Consider the following 17,801-nt stretch of genomic DNA (forward strand, 5'->3'; position numbering starts at 1 on the left):
TTAGACCCGTAACACTTTTTTAGTCCGGAGTCAAGAGTCGTTAGTCAAGAGTCTTGGATGTATAATCCTTTCAAGAAGCTAATTTAATCAGCATGAAAATTGAATTACAGCGAGGCGCTTGGTCCCGTAACCTTTTTTTTTAGTTCAAAATCTGGAGTCGTTAGTCTAAAGTTCCGGTTGCAATTTAGGCGCTTAAACCCGTAACACGCAACACATAACCCAAAACATTAACGTGCGGTAAACAGACTCAAGACTAATGACTGTGGACTACAGACTCCCTACCCTAATTTCCTTTGAAAACGTTAACCGTTGCAGTTTTCCAGAAGAGATAGCCGAGATTGCCGCAGATTTCCCCAACCAGACTTTCTATCGGCTCGGGTACATCGTTTACTACACGGAAACGAATTTTATATTTGGGGTTATAACTGATGTAAACCACAACATCTTCATTTCTTTCTCCCATGCTTTTTAGATCAGCAAGATGTACCTCCTGAAGTTCGAAAGCAGCTTTCTGCAAACGCTCGTTCATTACCCTCCCCAATGCCTTATCAGGCACGAAATCAGTTTCCAGAATTGCCAATACTGTTACAGTCATGCAACAAATTTATACGGATATATTACATTAGCAAGTCAAAATTCGTAAGCGACTGAGAATGAGGAAAAATATTTACTTGGATTTTAAAAAATGAACAAATTAATTAAAAAACCTATAATTTATGGATTCTACTGGGTATTTTTGCAGCCATGTTACCAGCTTATAAGATTCTATATCTTTTTGAAAGTCCATCCCTATTTATCACAGAAATTAAAAGGCTTAACATGCCTGAAGATGCCGAACTATCAGAAATATTTCATTGGCTTTTTCTAGATAGGAAATCGGGTGCCTTAATCAAATTGTGGTTTCGCTCTCTCGATTCTTCTCCAGCTATTGAAGAACGTTATTTTGAACAGGGTTATCTGAAGTTCAACTCTGCTGAAGCAACATTTATCGAAAAATATAATTCTGCACAGCACAGCCTTGATAATCGCAGTAACAGCGTACCCGCAAAAGAACTTATTGCAGCTTTGGAGAATTACTTGAAAACCCATTCGTAGGGAGTTATGGGTTGCGAGTTGCAGGTTATGAGTCAAATTGCCTAAAAACCTAATCACTTATACCATAAACGTCCAAACACGTAACCCAACTAAGCAGTTGCAGGATATGAGGCAAAATGCCTAAAAACGTAGACGCCTATACAATAAACGCCAGGACACACAACCCATAACTCACAACTCGTAACCTCACTAACGGGAGGCAGTCAAAATTTCAGTTAACTCATCTTGTTCTTCTGGGGTAAATGCTACAATATCATTGAGCAATTGAAAGATAGCATCTTGTGCCTGCGTGCTTAATAACATACCTAAAAGCCTCACCAACATTTTCTTTTGATCTATACTTAGCGCGCTGAATAACTTGGGTTCCAATTCATACAGTGCCTTTATTAAGGCAACAAGTTCACTTTTCTGTTTGCTGTTGGCGGGTTCGTTATAGTTTAGCGGGAATATTTGCTCTTGCTCATAGTTTTCGATTAACCGATCGGCGTACTCTTTTAAGAATGGTTTTCTCTTTGACCTGAGGTACTCCGTTAACTCTTTAATTAGAAACTTATAAGCCAAAGAAGCTTTAGCCGTACTAAATAAAGTTACCTGTCCATGCTCATTCTCTGCACTTCTAAAATCGAAGTCTTTAAAGAAATCGCTATCTATATATACACTATGATAATACTCATCACTTTTTTTATTTAGAGTGGTGTAATCTTTATAAATCTCCTCTCCAGCAGATGTGAAGTAATACTTAGAAAGCTCTTTATGAAGGTTTTCCTTCCAATGCACATATTTGATATTAAATGTGGTGGAGGTGTCGGGATGTTTAATGCTAAAGGTTTCAGTTGCCCTGATGTTACTGCTAAAATCAACTGGTTCTCCGTTTATGCTAATGGAAAAGTTTTTGTTTCTATTCAGTTCTATAAACCAGCAGAACTCATTAATTAAGAAGGGAATCACTGAGACTTCCAATTCCTGTAAACCCATGCGTAAATTGGTAAAACGTACTCTAGTTCCTGTTGTACCCGTTGGGCTTGCGGCCTCAGAGAAATCATGGTTATAATTATTGAGTTCTCCTGTATTGATTTGAATCCTTCCCTTTTGCAATCCTTTTTCTGATTGATAGGTGGTAAACCAGGTTGCGGTGTGCGCAAAGGTAAAAAAGGTTAATCTCCCTACGCCGTTCCTTCCATGCATTTTGGATGTATGCTTGGGTGTTGTAATCTGGATGGCTTTTTCCGATTCATAAAATGGATCGAACTTTTGTTGTAATCTTTCAAAGTTGATTCCATAGCCATTATCTGCTATGCTTAGACTTTCTAAATGCCCCAGCTCATTGGCTACGTAATCTATGGCTACCTGATCGGCATTGGCATCAAATCCATTCCAGATATATTCTGCTATAGCTTGTTTTTCGTTATAGTTTTTTAATACTTTCTGAATACCTTTTGAGGTGATGTTTACGTTTTGCGCCATGTAATTACTAATTTAATTAGCAAATATAAGGGTTTTTATTTGATTTGGGTCTTGGTATGCGCGTCACTTAGAATTTATTTTAGGGCCTTTATATTCTGCTTCCGTAAAGATGCTGAAATAAATTCAGCAGGACGGTTACGGAGTGGGGTCTATTAAATGATCTCAGATACGCTCGTCACCCAGAGCTTGTTTCAGGGCCTTTCTACTCTGCCTCCGGTAAAGATGCTGAAATAAATTCAGCAGGACGGTTACGGAGGGGTTCTATTTAAATGATCCCTTCAAAAATCCGTCACCCTGAACTTGTTTCAGGGCCTTTCTACTCTGCTTCTGGTAAAGATGCTGAAATAAATTCAGCAGGACGGTTACGGATTGGGTTTCCTAGTTGAACTCTGGTGCGCTCGTCACCCTGAACTTGTTTCATGGCCTTTTACACATTACAATAAAGATGCTGAAATAAATTCAGCAAGACGATTACGGATTGGGTTTCTTAGATGATCTCTGGTACGCTCGCCACCCTGAACTTGTTTCAGGGCCTTTCTATTCTGCTTCCGCTAAAGGTGCTGAAACAAGTTCAGCAGGACGGTTACGGAGGGGATTTATCTAAATGATCCCTGGAAAAATCCGTCACCCTGAACTTGTTTCAGGGCCTTTCTACTCTGCTTCTGGTAAAGATGCTGAAATAAATTCAGCAGGACGGTTACGGATGGGATTTATTTAAATGACCCCTGCAAAAATCCGTCACCCTGAACTTGTTTCAGGGTCTTTCTACTCTGCTTCTGGTAAAGATGCTGAAATAAATTCAGCAGGACGGTTACGGATTGGGGGGCTTAAATGATCCCCTCAAAAATCCGTCACCCTGAACTTGTTTCAGGGCCTTTCTACTCTGCCTCCGGTAAAGATGCTGAAATAAATTCAGCAAGGCGGTTACGGATTGGGGGGCTTAAATGATCTCTTATACGCTCGTCACCCTGAACTTGTTTCAGGGTCTTTCTATTCTGCTTCCGGTAAAGATGCTGAAACGAGTTCAGCAGGACGGTTACGAAAAATAAATTCAGCAGGACAATTGCGGCTCTGCAAGACGAATATTTATTATGGTCTGGCTTTACACACCCATGATTGCATATAAGGAAAGGGTTCTGTTTGATGTTTTTCTGCCTGTATATTATCGAAGGTCATGCCACACCATTGCAATAAAGGAACACCCATAAAACCTCCCTGCCGGAAATTTTCTATGATGGCTTTACCACCCGATTTATATCCTTCTTCATGGAATACAAATTCTGGATCTAAATTGAGATGAATACACGCCGCGTAAGACCATGCGATGGCCATCATTTCCCCTCCCTGATGCAGATCTGAATTTTCCAGATCATCACTCATCTCCTGCCTGATTTCGGGCGGCATGCAGGCGAGGTGTCCTGCCTCATGGAAAATATCACCGGGATAAAGCAGTTGTGCTAAATCGATAATCAATGTACCTTGGCTTAGTTTTAAGCCCGGAAGAAAGGTTTGGGAATCTATTGCGGTAAGCTTATAAACAACACCGACCCTATCTAAAAAAGATAGGATCGGCGTAATTTGTTCTAATATGGGTTTCATCATGAAACTGGTAAAGCAAATGAGTTGTTTAATGAAAGTGTTGTCATTCAGTGTAGTGAAGAATCCATTTCAGAACTCAATAAACAATCGGAATGACCATGTAATCCATTTATCTAAAATTGTATTTCAATCCGATTTCAAATTCACCATTGGCATAGTTTTGTAAACCAGAAGTATTGGTTGTATACATCACCAATATGGCTAACTGATTTTGATACGTTGTTCCGGCACCTACAGAAAAACTGCTGCTGCTATGGTAAATTCCACTTAGCAAAAACTTGTTCGTCCAAAACTGAGTATTTACTCCTATATCTACAATATCTCTATAGTTATCTATCCCCCTGTAAGCAAACTTCGGTTCAATTAAACTTAGCACTTTATTGGGGTTAATGAACTTGTAGCTTACCGCAGCAAAATAGGTTGCCCTGTCTACTACTGCTCTGGATAAATCGCGGTTAAAGAACCTTTTCATATTGGGTAATGCGGCCTGGATATTTATGTTTTGATTGCGAAAGGCGATTCCGAAATCACCATCAAAATATAGCTTACGCTGATTGAAGTTCGTTAAAGAGATATCGCTCTGATCTCCCCTAACCTTACTAAAATCTATCCACTCATTCATGATACCAGCCGAAAGACCAAAATCAAGATAGCTTGATCCGCTGCTCAATGGTAAGTGATAGGCATAAGTACCCTTTAAACTGGTGCGCTGAATTACCCCTGCGTTTTCATTATAAAATGATACACCTGCCCCAACCTTATTGTTCTCTGAACCATAGGCTGCCGTTACTGCCTGCATAGATGGCGCGCCTTCTACAGATGTCCATTGTGCCTTGTAACCAGCATTGGCTTCCCACCCCTTTTCAATACCAGCCATAGCAGGGTTACTGAGGTAAAGGTTTTGGTAGTACATGCTGCCCATCGGGTTAAGCTGCGCAAAGCTTGTCATGCCGATGCTAATCATCAAACATGTGATAAAAATTCTTTTTGTTTTCATCTTTATACGTTTAGCAATTGATGATCAGTTTTATAGCTATTGTTATAGAACTGATCATACTGGTTAATCTCTTATTGTTGACCTACTATGGTGATATATCCTTTTCTTACTCCTATTCCCTGACCGAAATCGATGATGAAGAAGTAAGTACCTTCTGGCAATACCGAACCTCTGTAGGTACCACCCCAACTGTTATCGTACCCCTTCATTTCAAATACACTCTTTCCAGAACGATCGAATACTTTAACCGTATTGTTTGGATACATATCAATGTTCTCTACTTTCCAGGTATCATTTTTACCATCACCATTTGGCGTAAGTACGTTCATGATGTTTAACACCTGGAAGTCGGCCCTTACTTCCAAAGTAAAGGTTTTGGTACTGCTTCTTCCGTACTGGTTAAATCCTGTAACGGTGTAGGTTGTATTTTGAGATGGTCTAACCGTTAATGTTGCTGTATTCTGCCCGCTGATGATACCATTTGCATTTGACCATTGGTAGGTTACCGCTCCGGTTGCTGTAAGCGTTGCAATTTCACCTTTACTGATGCTATTGCCTTTGTTACTAGAAATGTTAATTACTGGTGGCGGATTCTCAATTACCGTAAACGACTGAACAACTGGAGTTGCTGCCTGGTAATCTGCATTTCCCGCTTGACTGGCTGTAATATTGATTACACCTGCCCTTAAGATCTCAACCTGGTTACCATTAATAATTCGGGCAACAGCCGGGTTACTGCTGGTATAAGTTACCGGTAAGCCAGAGCTTGCAGTGGCTGTTAAGGTAAAGGTACCGTCAGTATCCAGCTTACTTGGCAATGCTGCAAATGTGATGGTTTGCGTTGTTGGGTTCACCGTAAGTGTTCCGGCAACATAAGTAATGCTGTAGTTTGCTGCTGCTGCACCACTTGCTGTAATTGGATAGTTACCAGCTGTAGAGGTTATGGTAGCTGTAGTGCTTAACACCACCGGACTCGTTAACACAGCTGCAGTTTCTGTACCTACAAAACCACTGTAACTTGCGGTAAGTGCCGGATTAGCTTCACCAAAGTTTCTGTTTTTATTATCTGCTGTAATAACTAAAGCTTTTCTGTTAATCTGTAAGTTGGCTGGCACATAGGTAATGCTGTAGTTTGTACCTGCAGTAAGCGTGTTTTGCGCGATGGCATAAGTACCTACACCTTCACCTGTTGCTCTGCTTAGCGCACCTGTAACATTATCGCCTGTAGCTAGCGCACCTGTAGATAAGGTGTAAGTTAATGCAGGATCTGCTTCACCATACACCTTTGTTTTGGCATCTGCTGTAACCGTAATTGGTTTAACCGTAATGTTGGCAGTTGTTGTAGCCAGGCTGGCCAATGTATAGTTGGCTGCTTTTGCGCCTGATAAGGCTAAGCCTGCTCCAGTTACCACTTTCGCTGTTCCAACGTTCTTATCGGCAAAGGTTGCAGTGCCACCAGTTAAGGTTACATCAGCTACATCGGCTGTTAAAACTCCGGTTAAGCTTCTTCCAGAAATAGCGGCTGTAGTGTTACCATCGTAAACTTTGTTGCTCGCAGTAATGCTACCATTAACTGTTTTAGCAGTAATAGATGCAGTTGCGGTGGCTACACTGGTTAAGCTGTAGTTGGCTGCCTTGGCACCAGTAATGGTCATGCCTGCAGCGGTTACCGTTTTACCTGTGGCTACATTGGCATCAGCAAATGATGCTGTTCCACCAGTTAGATTTACATCTGCTACATCAGCAGTTAAAACACCCGTTAAGCTTCTGGTTAATACTGTAGCAGTAGTATTGCCATCATAAACTTTATTGCTGGCGGTAAATACCCCGGTAATGTTTCTAACTCCGATATTGGCAGTTGTGGTGGTCACTCCTGTTAAGTTATAGTTAGCAGATTTCGAACCTGTTAAGGTCATCCCTGCTGAAGTTACCGTTTTACCCGTACCTATATTGGCATCAGCAAAGGTTGCGGTTCCACCGGTTAGGGTAACATCCGCTACATCAGCAGTTAATACACCTGTTAAGGTTCTGGTTAAGATACTTGCCGTGGTGTTGCCGTCATAAGCCTTATTATCAGCGGTAAACGCGCCAGAAATATCCTTAGCGGTAATATCTGCTGTGCTGTTGGCTACAGATGCTAAGGTATAGTTAGCTGCTTTTGCTCCTGATAAGACTAAGCCTGTTGGCGTAACTGTTTTATTAGTTCCTTTATTGGCATCGGCAAAAGTGGCTGTTCCACCGGTTAGGGTTACATCGGCAACATCAGCCGTTAGTACACCGGTTAAGGTTCTGCCTGAAATGGTTGCTGTATTATTGCCATCGTAAACTTTATTGCTGGCGGTAATATTTCCGGTAATAGATAAGCCCGTAATATTAGCCGTTGTGTTGGCTACACCTGTTAAGCTATAGTTACTTGCTCTTGCTCCCGTTATGCTCATACCAGCTGCAGTTACCGTTTTACCCGTACCCACAGTTGCAGTAGCAAAGGCTGCTGTTCCACCGGTTAGGTTTACCGCAGCAGCATCGGCAGTTAATACGCCTGTTAAGGTTCTGGTTAATACCGTTGCTGTGGTATTGCCATCATACACTTTATTATCGGCTGTAAAGTTTCCATTGATATTCTTAGCCGTAATATTTGCGGTTGTTGCATTTACGGTGCTAATGTTATAGTTGGCTGCTTTTGCGCCTGCTAAAACTAAGCCTGAAGCATTTACTGCTTTAGCTGTACCAACATTTTCATTGTTAAATGTAGCTGTTCCGCCGTTAACGGTTACATCTGCCAAATCTGGAACCAAAACACCTGTTAAGGTTCTGATTAAAATAGCTGCTGTTGCATTGCCATCATACACCTTATTATCGGCTGTAAAGCCTGCGGTAATGTCTTTAGCGCTAATGTCTGCTGTGGTCGTGTTAACCACAGACAGGCTGTAGTTAGCGGCCCTGGCTCCAGCTAAGGTTAAACCAGTAGCGGTAACAGTTTTCCCAGTTCCTCTATCTGCATCTGCAAAAGTAGCTGTACCACCATTAATGGTCACATCAGCAACATCTGCCGGAAGTACACCGGTTAAGGTTCGGGTTAAGATGGTTGCGGTATTGTTTCCATCGTAAACTTTGTTTGCCGCAGTAAAGTTAGCAGTTAAAGCTAAGCCTGTAATATTGGCCGTAGTAGTGGCTACACCTGTTAAGTTATAGTTTTCTACTTTAGCTCCAGTAATGATCATACCAGTTGAGGTAACGATTTTACCTGTACCAACAGTTGCAGAGACAAAAGTAGCGGTGCCACCAGTTAAAGTTACATCAGCCACATCGCCTGCTACTACACCAATTAAGCTTCTGGTTAAGATGCTGGCCGTGGTGTTCCCATCGTACGCTTTATTAGCTACAGTGAAGGTTCCGGTGATATCTTTTGCTGTAATATTAGCTGCAGTGTTATTTACCGCAAATAGCGTATAGTTACCAGCCTTAGCACCAGTTAATACCATTCCGGTTGAGCTAACCTCTTTACCATTTCCAGTATTGATGCCTCCAAACACTGCTGTTCCACCACTTAAGGTTACATCAGCTACATCGGCTGGTAATACACCTGTTAATGTTCTGGTTAAAATTGTTGCCGCATTGGTACCATCGTACACTTTATTATCGACAGTAAAGCTACCTGTTAAAGCCAACCCGGTAATATTAGCCGTAGCTGTAGCAATAGACGATAAAGTATAGTTACCTGCTTTGGCACCTCCTAAAGTCATGCCTGTAGCCGTTACTGTTTTGCCTGTAGCTGCATCGGCAGTAGCAAAGCTTGCTGTTCCGCCATTCAAGGTTACATCGGCTGCATCAGCAGGTAAAACACCTGATAATGTTCTGGTTAATATGGTAGCGGTAGTATTACCATCGTAAACTTTGTTACCCGCAGTAAAGTTACCCGTTAGGGCTAAGCCAGTAATGTTGGCTGTAGTACCGGCCACACTTGTTAAGTTATAATTATCTGCTTTTAAACCGGTTAGGCCTAGTCCTGTTGCGGTTACCATTTTACCAGTACCAACAGTTGCTGTGGCAAAAGTAGCTGTACCACCAGTTGAACTTACATCAGCAACGTCACCAGCTAATACACCGGTTAAACCTCTGGTTAAGATGCTTGCGGTAGTGTTACCATCATAAGTTTTATTGGCTGCTGTGAAGGTTCCGGTGATATCTTTTGGCGTAATGTTGGCTGTTGCGTTATTTACCGCAAATAAGGTATAGTTTCCTGCCTTTGCACCCGTTAATATCATTCCCGTTGAAGTAACCTCTTTACCATTTCCGGTATTGACACCTCCGAATACCGCTGTTCCGCCGCTTAAGGTTACATCAGCTACATCAGCAGGTAATACACCTGTTAATGTTCTGGTTAAGATGGTTGCCGTATTGGTACCATCGTACGCTTTATTATCGGCTGTAAAGCTACCTGTTAAGGCCAGTCCGGTAATGTTAGCCGTGGTTGTAGCAACAGAAGATAAGGTATAGTTGCTCGCTTTGGCTCCGCCTAAGGTCATGCCCGCAGCAGTTACTGTTTTGCCTGTAGCTGCATCGGCAGTAGCAAAACTTGCTGTTCCACCATTCAGGGTCACATCGGCTACATCTGCAGGTAAAACACCTGTTAATGTTCTGGTTAATACCGTAGCTGTGGTATTACCATCGTAAACTTTATTATCGGCAGTAAAGTTACCTGTTAAGGCTAAGCCAGTAATGTTGGCTGTTGCAGTACCTACGCCTGTTAAGTTGTAGTTGGCTGCTTTTGTTCCCGTTAGGGCTAATCCTGTTCCGGTAACGGTTTTACCTGTACCTACCAATGCATCTGCAAAAGTAGCGGTTCCACCTGTTAAGGTTACATCTGCTTCTTCTCCTGTAACCACTCCTGTTAAAGTTCTGGTTAAAATATTGGCTGTATTATTACCATCATATACTTTATTACTTGCGGTAATGTTACCAGCAAGATCTTTAGCCGTAATGTTGGCTGTTGTGGTATTTACTGATGTTAAAGTATAGTTGGCTGCTTTAGTACCCGCTAAGGTCATACCTGCCGAGGTTACTGTTTTGCCAGTGGCTACGTTCGCATTATCGAAGGTTGCTGTTCCACCGGTTAAGGTAACGGTGAGTTCATCTCCGGTTACTACACCAGTAAGTGTTCTGGTTAATATGCTTGCGGAATTGTTTCCATTATAAATTTTATTATCGGCAGTGAAGTTACCGGTAATATCTTTTGCATTTACAGTTAAGGTTTGGGTTACATCTGTTGCTGCATTATATCCTGTACTTGCCGCTTGTTTTGCGGTAATTACTGCTGATCCGGCAGAAACAATATGAATTTTACCTGCTACTATTGTAGCTACTGCTAAATTATTACTGGTATAAGTAATCCCATTAGTTGCTGATGTTGCACTGGTAGCTCCAGGATCAAAATCGGCGGTACCATAAGTTGTTGATGCAGTACTTGCAAATGTAATCGTTTGACTTGCATTTGGTCTGTTAACAGTTATGGTATAAGTTTTAGTAGTAGTACCGTTTTGTGCTACAACTTTAACATCAAATGTATTATTGCCAAAGTTTAAAGCTAAATCTGCAGTTTCTACCCCACTTGTTAATGGAACAAAACCTGCTCCGTTTGCATTAATTTGAAGCGTAGATCCTGCTGCAAGTGCTGTAGCCGTTAACTTCACTGTACTTGTAGCTGTTAAAACACTGGCAGTATAAGTTGTTGCTCCTGCTGCAAATACCGGCGTTAATCCTGCGGTAGTACTCAATGCTGATAAATCGGCATTAGCATAATGAGGATCATACACGCCAAAATCTATATCTGTTCTATCTTGACCAGATGCTAATGCGAAGGTTGCTCCTACCGTTCCAACACCATCAAAATCATAAGTTGTGGTATAACGTGCCGGATAACCAGATATTGTTATTTTATACGCACTTGAAGGATTCAGGCTACCGAAGCTGTAGTTTCCTGTAGCATTTGTTGTTGTACTTAAGTTGATTGCATTTCCAAAAATATCATTTCCTGTTAAGGTAACTGTAACACCAGATACACCAGGCTCGCCAGCATCTTTTGATCCATCCTGATCATAATCTAACCAAACTAAATCGCCAACAGATGCTGCTACTTGTTTGTTTACGGTAAGGGTATATGTTTTACTTACCGTAGGTTCTTCTGCTGTAACCTTAACATTGATAAGCGTTGCCGCTCCATCATTAAGTGTGTAAGCTGCAGAAGCTACACCATCTGTTAGGACTGTAAATGTGCCTGCTCCCAAGCTTGAAGTTAATGTAGCGTGGCTTTCTGCCCTTGTAGCAGTAACTGTTGCCGTTGTAGTGGTGAAAGGAACATTAATACTGTAGCTGTTGGTTCCTGCTGCAAAAGCTGGTGTAAATGTTCCTGCGCTGGTGGTTAATGAGGCTAAATCGGCATTTCTAGATTTTGCACCTGAAACCGTAATAGGGTTTGTTGCATCTGCAATGGCCAGAGCTGCATCTGCGCCTGCATTCCAATCTTCGGCTGCTGCCAGATTATATACTGTTGCATCTAGTGCACTTAAACCATCTTTGCTCATTAACACGGCCAAAGCATTTCTATCTGTTGCACTAACGGTGATACTAAATGAAGTTCCATTGGTGATCTCCACATTAGGCGAATTAGTAAGTATGTAAGTTGCTGCTCCTTGCCCTTTAAAAGTTAATTTATTGGCTACGATATCATTTGACGCTCCGCTTGCTTTTAAGAAACCTGTTCCGGTAACATCAAGTACCCCTGTAGTGGCATTGTAAGTTGCAGCTGTAATGGTAGGAACGGCAACGTTAGAAACTGTAATTCCGTTTCCAGTTAAGTCTTCTACAGTAACTGCCGCATCAGCTCCCGCTGCCCAATCTTCGGCTGCTGCCAGGTTATAAGTGGTTCCTCCTGTTGATGATGACCCGTTTTTATTAAAGATTTGGTCAATTGCGGCCTTGTCTGCTACACTTAAGTTTAACGTAAAGGCCGTTGCAGACGCAACTTCTACATTGGTAAGATTCGTTAATGTATATGTTGTACCTCCTTCACCTGTTACAGTAAATTTATTAGTCACAATATCATTGCTTGGGCCAAAAAGAGAAAGGAAGTTTGTTCCGGTTACCACAAAAGCTCCTGTTGAAACATTGTATGTTGCTGATGTAATGGCTGGGATTGCAACATTACTCACCGTTATTCCATTTCCGGTTAAATCTGCAACAGCAACTGCTGCATCAGCACCAGCTGCCCAATCGTCTGCGGCTGCAAGGTTATAGGTGGTTCCACCTGTAGATGACGTTCCGCTTTTATTAGCAATAAGGTTAACTGCTGCCCTATCTGCTGCACTTAAAGTTAAGCTAAACAAAGTACCTGAAGTTATTTCCACATTCGAGGTGTTGCTTAAGGTATAGGTTGAACCTCCATCGCCCGTTAAAGTAAATTTATTGGCTACAATATCATTGGTTGCGCCATTTAACTTTAAAAATCCTGTTCCGGTTACGGCAAGTACGCCAGTGTTGGCATTATAAGTAGCTGAAGTAATTGCAGGAATGGCAATATTACTAGCTGTGATACCATTTCCAGCTGCATCGGCTATATTTAGCGCTCCATCCGCTCCTGCATTCCAATCATCAGCCGCTGCCAGGTTATAAGTTGTTCCACCAGTAGATGATGTTCCGTTTTTATTAACGATTTGGTCAACTGCGGCCTTATCTGCCGGGCTTAATGTTAAACTAAAAGCCGTTGCTGAGCTAATCTCTACGTTGGCCGTATTCGTTAAAGTATAAGTAGATCCACCTTCTCCGGTAACGGTAAACTTATTGGCAACAATATCGTTAGTTGCTCCGGTTAAAGAAAGGAAGTTTGTTCCGGTTACGGCAACAATACCTGTCGAAGCATCATAAGTTGCCGATGTTATGGCTGGAACGGCAACATTACTTGCCGTAATTCCGTTCCCAGTTAAATCTGCTACATTCACCGCCGCATTTGCTCCCGCTGCCCAATCTTCGGCTGCTGCCAGGTTATAGGTGGTTCCTCCTGTAGAAGAAGTACCATTCTTATTAACCAGCTGGTTAACGGCTGTTCTATCTGTGGCGCTTAATGTTAAAGTAAAGCTGGTTGTCGAAGCTACCTCTACATTAGCGGTATTGGTTAATGCATAAGTTCCCTCGCCGGTTAAGGTAAACTTATTAGCCACAATATCATTGGTAGCACCGCTACTTGATACGAATCCTGTTCCGGTTACTACTAATACACCTGTTGAAGCATTGTAAGTAGCGTTGGTAATGGTTGGCACGGCAACGTTAGAAACGGTAATCGCATTACTTGCGTCTGCAATGACGGAGGCCGGATTTTCTCCTGCTGCCCAATCTTCGGCTGCTGCCAGATTATAAGTTGTGCCCCCAGTAGAGCTGTTTCCGTTTTTGTTTAACATTAACTCAACCGCATTTCTATCTGCTGCATTTAAATTAATGGTGAACAGTGTTGACGAAGTGATTTCTACGTTAGCAGAAGTAAGCAAATAGCTTGCTCCTCCCTCGCCTGTAATGGTAAACTTAGTGGTTACAATATCATTGGTGGCTCCGGCTAATGCAGGAAATGATGTTCCTGTTACAGCCAGTGCACCTGTTGAGGCATCATAAGTAGCCGAAGTAATGGCTGGTGGTATTGGGGTGGCGGTAACAATGCCAGTTTTTGCGCTTTCATTAAAATAAATATCTTCAGCCGAAATGCTATAGAAATATGGTGTTCCATTAACAAGGCCTGTATGGGTATAAGAAGTAGTTCCTGCTGGTATAGCAGCCAATAAAGTACTTGGAGGGGAAGTGGTACCCCCATAAACTTTATAACCCAATAAATCTGGAGTTGTATTGGCAGTCCAGTTTAAGGTATTTTGCGAGCTACCTGCATTAGCAACCAATCCTGTAGGTGTAGTTGGAGCTGTTCCGTCTGTTGGGGTTAATTTGATTAGCTCTCCTCCCGAACCATTATCTCCATCAGCGATATATCCTGTAGTACCGATAAAAGCTACTCCATAAGGATAAAATGGATGGGAGGCAGTTAATGGCGTATAAAAAACCGTGGGCGTTCCGGTAGCGCCGGTATATTTATATAGTTTGTAACCGGTACCAGCATTTTCACTAGCATATAGGTTACCAAAGTCATCAACTGCAATACTGGTGGTATAGGTGCCTGTTGCTACCTGACTAGCTGTATAACCTGGTGCAGTAAGTTTAGTAATCCCACCGGTTTGAGCAGATCCACCGTCTACATTAAAACTTTTGGAAACAAAAACATCTCCATTTGTAGCCACTGCTAATCCAGTAGCGTAGCTAAGCCCTGAACCAGAAACAATTCCATGATAAATCATGGTTTTACTGTTTGAGTTTGCGGTTGATGGATCTGTATATTTAACCACGGCAAAATCTGAGTTGGTGTTGTTATATTCTATAGCGTACAAATTATTTGTAGCATCCATAGCCAACGCTGTAAAAAACCTCCCGGTTTGTACCGTAGTGGCTGAATAGGCCGATGCTGCATTTAACCTGATAATGGCTCCACCACTCGAAGTAAAATCGGTGCTGATGTAAACATCGCCATTTGAAGCAACAGCTAATCCCCATGGGTATTCCCCTGGTTGTGAGGTTAAGTTACTGTAAATGGTTGTAGGTGTTCCGGCTCCATTGGCATATTTTACCACATGGTAAACCCCTGGCGATGAGGCTTTGGTTACATAAACATTCCCACTGGCATCTTTAGCCAGGGCGGTATATAAACCTTGTACATGTAACTGACTTTTAGTGTATTGTGCATATGCGGGAGCTAATGCCAGAAAAAGAACAATCACAGAAAACGTAAATGCTACTTTAGTAAAAAATCTCTTCATAAAAGCGTTAATTAGACTGATAAATATGGATTTTGCCAACCGCTTTCAGTTTCACTGTAAACAGTTGATATATCGTATCCCAGGGCAGTACCCTGAGCAATAATAGTTGCGTTATTTTTTTTATTGGTAGTATTGATTTTCACAATATCTATCAATGGAAAACTTTGTTGTTCCGGGTTGCCAAAGTAAAGTACTCCCTTTGGCCCTACAGTACCACTTTGATTAAAATGAGCTATTGCAGTAGCAGTATTCCCAATCGTAAGTTGTGCTTTCATTCGGCCAAGTATTAAGCCTGCTTCATAACCCAGCATGCCAAATAAGTTGGCTTGCTGTTTGCCAAAGTTTTCAAAACCCCTTACAAAAGCAGGGTTGGATCCTGTTTTATGTTCCTTACTCCAGGTAGAGGCACTGTAAAAGTTTAACCCCAGATGACCTATATCTTCCAGCATATCCGGGTAGGCCATATTCTCTACGGTTACCAAAGGAATAACATTATTGAATTTACTTGCGCTCCATTGTTTTAGAAACTCATTTCCAATTTGACCTACAAAAATGGCATGTACATAATCTGGAGCATCTGCGTCTATGGCATTAAAAAAATCATTCAGATCTAAAAGATCTTTACTGGCATGGCTTTCTTTTAAAACTGTACTTTTAAGTTGATTAGACCCTGCTGAACCTACACCACTAAGAAAAGATGAGCTCAAGTTGAACCCACTTTCATATATGGGTGAGATCATGTGGCCTCTATGTCCAAATTCTTTAGTAGCCCATTGGCCCAGTACATATTCACTCTGCCAAAGCCCAATAGAAAGGTTAGAGATATGACTACCATATCCTCCCACAGGAGGTACTGATTCTCCAAAATCGAAAAATAAGCCAAGCTTATTATGATTTTCCAATATAGGCCTTAGTTCCGGATACATTTTTGGATTAATCATCCCCATCAACACATCAACACCTTCAAAGAAAATCAGCTTTTGTGCGGCTTCTAAAATGGCTTTACTCCCACCCTGCCCAATATAGGTAGGTACAAAAGCAAAGTCTGTAGCGGTGTGTGACATTTTGGTTGCTGCACACAGAAATCCAGCCGTAATATGCTGTGCATAATACGGATAGACTCCTGAATAAGGCATTAAAAAACCAATTTTAAGTGGTTTATTCATTTAGTTTCTTGATGGGAACATACCTTCTACACAAATTGTATAATTTATACCTAAATAAGGTTGCATATTATTAAATGGTTGACTGCCTCCTGAAAGGCCTATACTTTGTGGGTTTAATACTGAATCAACAGGACCTGCATTGTAAGTATTTAACGTGGTAGCATTAGGGCCTGATCCTGTTTTAGGACTCGCAGATAAAACATTAGCTGAAGGTACGCCAACAGTTCCTGCAAGTGAACTTGCCGTTAGTGTATGATTATGCATAGGCATGTTGGTAATTAAAAGTGTGGTAGTTGGTGTTCCGCTCACTTCTCCCAAGCTGATATTGGGTAAACCCAAGCCCTGACCTGCCCCAATCGGCGCTCTACCGCGAAGATCGGGAAGTGCAAAAGTTGTTTGACCGTTCCCGCCATAAGTCGTTCCTAATAAAGAAAATACGGCCGTATTTTGGGCAATAGACAAAATTTGTCCATTGCAGAACTGAAAGCCTCGTTGAGCAAAATTTCCGGCAAATAAAATAATTTGAGCTAAATAAAAATCCATGTTAATTCAGTTTTGGGTTTATAGTTATATATTTTGTTTAATTAAAATTCTTAGGTATTCACGAACGTATCATTTAGAGGATTGCCAAACATATGTCGCTTGAACGCCAAGTTGTACGTATTTTTATCCAGGTCAAAACCAAATGAAATTTGAGATAAGGAATATAATCCTGCATGACTCGTCCCCATCAACACTTCAGTCTTATCTTTATTTCTAAGCACATGAAGCAGGTTTTTACCTTTCGAAGTATTCCCACCAACGATAAGATCTACTGAACTTGTGTTAGCAGCAAGTTGCTTATTATGTTGTTCTGCTTCAGTATCAAAGCCCAGGTGTGATAAGCAAACAACTAAATCGCAGCCCTTTTCTTCTTTTAAGAATTGGGCAATTTTGTTTAATGCCACATTTGGATCAGATACTTTCAAACCATCGATTTTCGCTACTTCCCCAACACCAGTAACCCCTACACGGTATTTACCATAAGTAATTACCTGATAGCTTTTTACAGCTTTTTGTAATTTCGGGTGCTCAAAATGGTAGTTACAGCTTAGCAGATCAAATGCCATGTATGGAAGTAAATCGGAAAATGCGTCTAGCCCTTGTTTAAGGTCTGCAACACTCAAGTTAACCGCATGGTAACCTGCCCTATTCATCCATTGGATGGTTTCTGCATGGTTATTCCGATTAAAATTTAAAAATCCTCCGGCATCCAATAATAAAGTAGAAAGAAGTTCGTTATTGATGGTAGTTTGTAAAGATTTTAAGCCACCAAACCCTTTTGAAGTCGAATCAACAGCCCCGTTAATATCATTGCTATACATGATATTGACCTGTTTTTGATTGACAGATTTAGTGTTAATAGTACGGCTTGCCTTAGAGAGCGCGTCTATTGGACCAGCCAATAACAGACTACTACTTAACAAGACGTTCCTCTTTAGGAAAGAGCGTCTATTGGTATTCATAAAAAGTGTAATAAGGAATGTTTGTTTCTGTAAAGATGAAATAAAATTGCTTATAGTACAAATACTACAAACT

At 41.4% G+C, this 17,801-nt stretch carries 9 protein-coding genes; 1 reads left to right on the top strand and 8 read right to left on the bottom strand.

Features of this window, described 5'->3' with window-relative positions; genetic code table 11:
* Nucleotides 1-283: 283 nt before the first annotated feature.
* The gene (locus BMX11_RS17465; RefSeq protein ID WP_090886608.1) at nt 284-595 is read right to left on the bottom strand and encodes a hypothetical protein; all 312 of its coding nucleotides are present in this window, start codon (nt 593-595) and stop codon (nt 284-286) included.
* 224 nt (nt 596-819) lie between these two features.
* Here BMX11_RS17465 and BMX11_RS17470 point away from each other — a divergent pair, with 224 nt between their 5' ends.
* The gene (locus tag BMX11_RS17470; protein ID WP_139180215.1) at nt 820-1,095 is read left to right on the top strand and encodes a hypothetical protein; all 276 of its coding nucleotides are present in this window, start codon (nt 820-822) and stop codon (nt 1,093-1,095) included.
* 189 nt (nt 1,096-1,284) lie between these two features.
* On the opposite strand, the gene BMX11_RS17475 is transcribed toward BMX11_RS17470, so the two are convergent.
* The 7 genes from BMX11_RS17475 to BMX11_RS17505 form a co-directional block, all read right to left on the bottom strand.
* Entirely contained in the window at nt 1,285-2,559 is a 1,275-nt protein-coding gene (locus BMX11_RS17475) for an ATP-binding protein (RefSeq protein WP_090886612.1), read from the bottom strand.
* Nucleotides 2,560-3,648: 1,089 nt separating this feature from the next.
* Nucleotides 3,649-4,161, bottom strand: coding sequence for a hypothetical protein (locus BMX11_RS17480; protein WP_139180216.1), 513 nt, complete (start codon nt 4,159-4,161; stop codon nt 3,649-3,651).
* A gap of 106 nt (nt 4,162-4,267) precedes the next feature.
* On the bottom strand, nt 4,268-5,155 hold the full coding sequence (locus BMX11_RS17485; protein WP_090886617.1) for a PorP/SprF family type IX secretion system membrane protein: 888 nt from the start codon (nt 5,153-5,155) through the stop codon (nt 4,268-4,270).
* 71 nt (nt 5,156-5,226) lie between these two features.
* Nucleotides 5,227-15,057 (bottom strand): YDG domain-containing protein, encoded by a 9,831-nt coding sequence (locus BMX11_RS17490; protein ID WP_090886619.1) that lies wholly within the window; start codon nt 15,055-15,057, stop codon nt 5,227-5,229.
* Nucleotides 15,058-15,068: 11 nt separating this feature from the next.
* Complete coding sequence (locus BMX11_RS17495; RefSeq protein WP_090886621.1) at nt 15,069-16,223, bottom strand: ABC transporter substrate-binding protein; 1,155 nt, start codon at nt 16,221-16,223, stop codon at nt 15,069-15,071.
* The gene (locus tag BMX11_RS17500) at nt 16,224-16,766 is read right to left on the bottom strand and encodes a phage tail protein (protein ID WP_090886623.1); all 543 of its coding nucleotides are present in this window, start codon (nt 16,764-16,766) and stop codon (nt 16,224-16,226) included.
* 50 nt (nt 16,767-16,816) lie between these two features.
* The gene (locus BMX11_RS17505; RefSeq protein ID WP_139180217.1) at nt 16,817-17,728 is read right to left on the bottom strand and encodes a bifunctional UDP-sugar hydrolase/5'-nucleotidase; all 912 of its coding nucleotides are present in this window, start codon (nt 17,726-17,728) and stop codon (nt 16,817-16,819) included.
* Nucleotides 17,729-17,801: the final 73 nt, after the last annotated feature.

The organism is Pedobacter rhizosphaerae, assembly GCF_900111155.1.
GTDB lineage: Bacteria > Bacteroidota > Bacteroidia > Sphingobacteriales > Sphingobacteriaceae > Pedobacter > Pedobacter rhizosphaerae.

Coding starts and splice junctions, on each gene's coding strand:
- BMX11_RS17465 (WP_090886608.1), bottom strand. CDS start 595: ATGACTGTAACAGTATTGGCAATTCTGGAAACTGATTTCGTGCCTGAT.
- BMX11_RS17470 (WP_139180215.1), top strand. CDS start 820: ATGCCTGAAGATGCCGAACTATCAGAAATATTTCATTGGCTTTTTCTA.
- BMX11_RS17475 (WP_090886612.1), bottom strand. CDS start 2,559: ATGGCGCAAAACGTAAACATCACCTCAAAAGGTATTCAGAAAGTATTA.
- BMX11_RS17480 (WP_139180216.1), bottom strand. CDS start 4,161: ATGATGAAACCCATATTAGAACAAATTACGCCGATCCTATCTTTTTTA.
- BMX11_RS17485 (WP_090886617.1), bottom strand. CDS start 5,155: ATGAAAACAAAAAGAATTTTTATCACATGTTTGATGATTAGCATCGGC.
- BMX11_RS17490 (WP_090886619.1), bottom strand. CDS start 15,057: ATGAAGAGATTTTTTACTAAAGTAGCATTTACGTTTTCTGTGATTGTT.
- BMX11_RS17495 (WP_090886621.1), bottom strand. CDS start 16,223: ATGAATAAACCACTTAAAATTGGTTTTTTAATGCCTTATTCAGGAGTC.
- BMX11_RS17500 (WP_090886623.1), bottom strand. CDS start 16,766: ATGGATTTTTATTTAGCTCAAATTATTTTATTTGCCGGAAATTTTGCT.
- BMX11_RS17505 (WP_139180217.1), bottom strand. CDS start 17,728: ATGAATACCAATAGACGCTCTTTCCTAAAGAGGAACGTCTTGTTAAGT.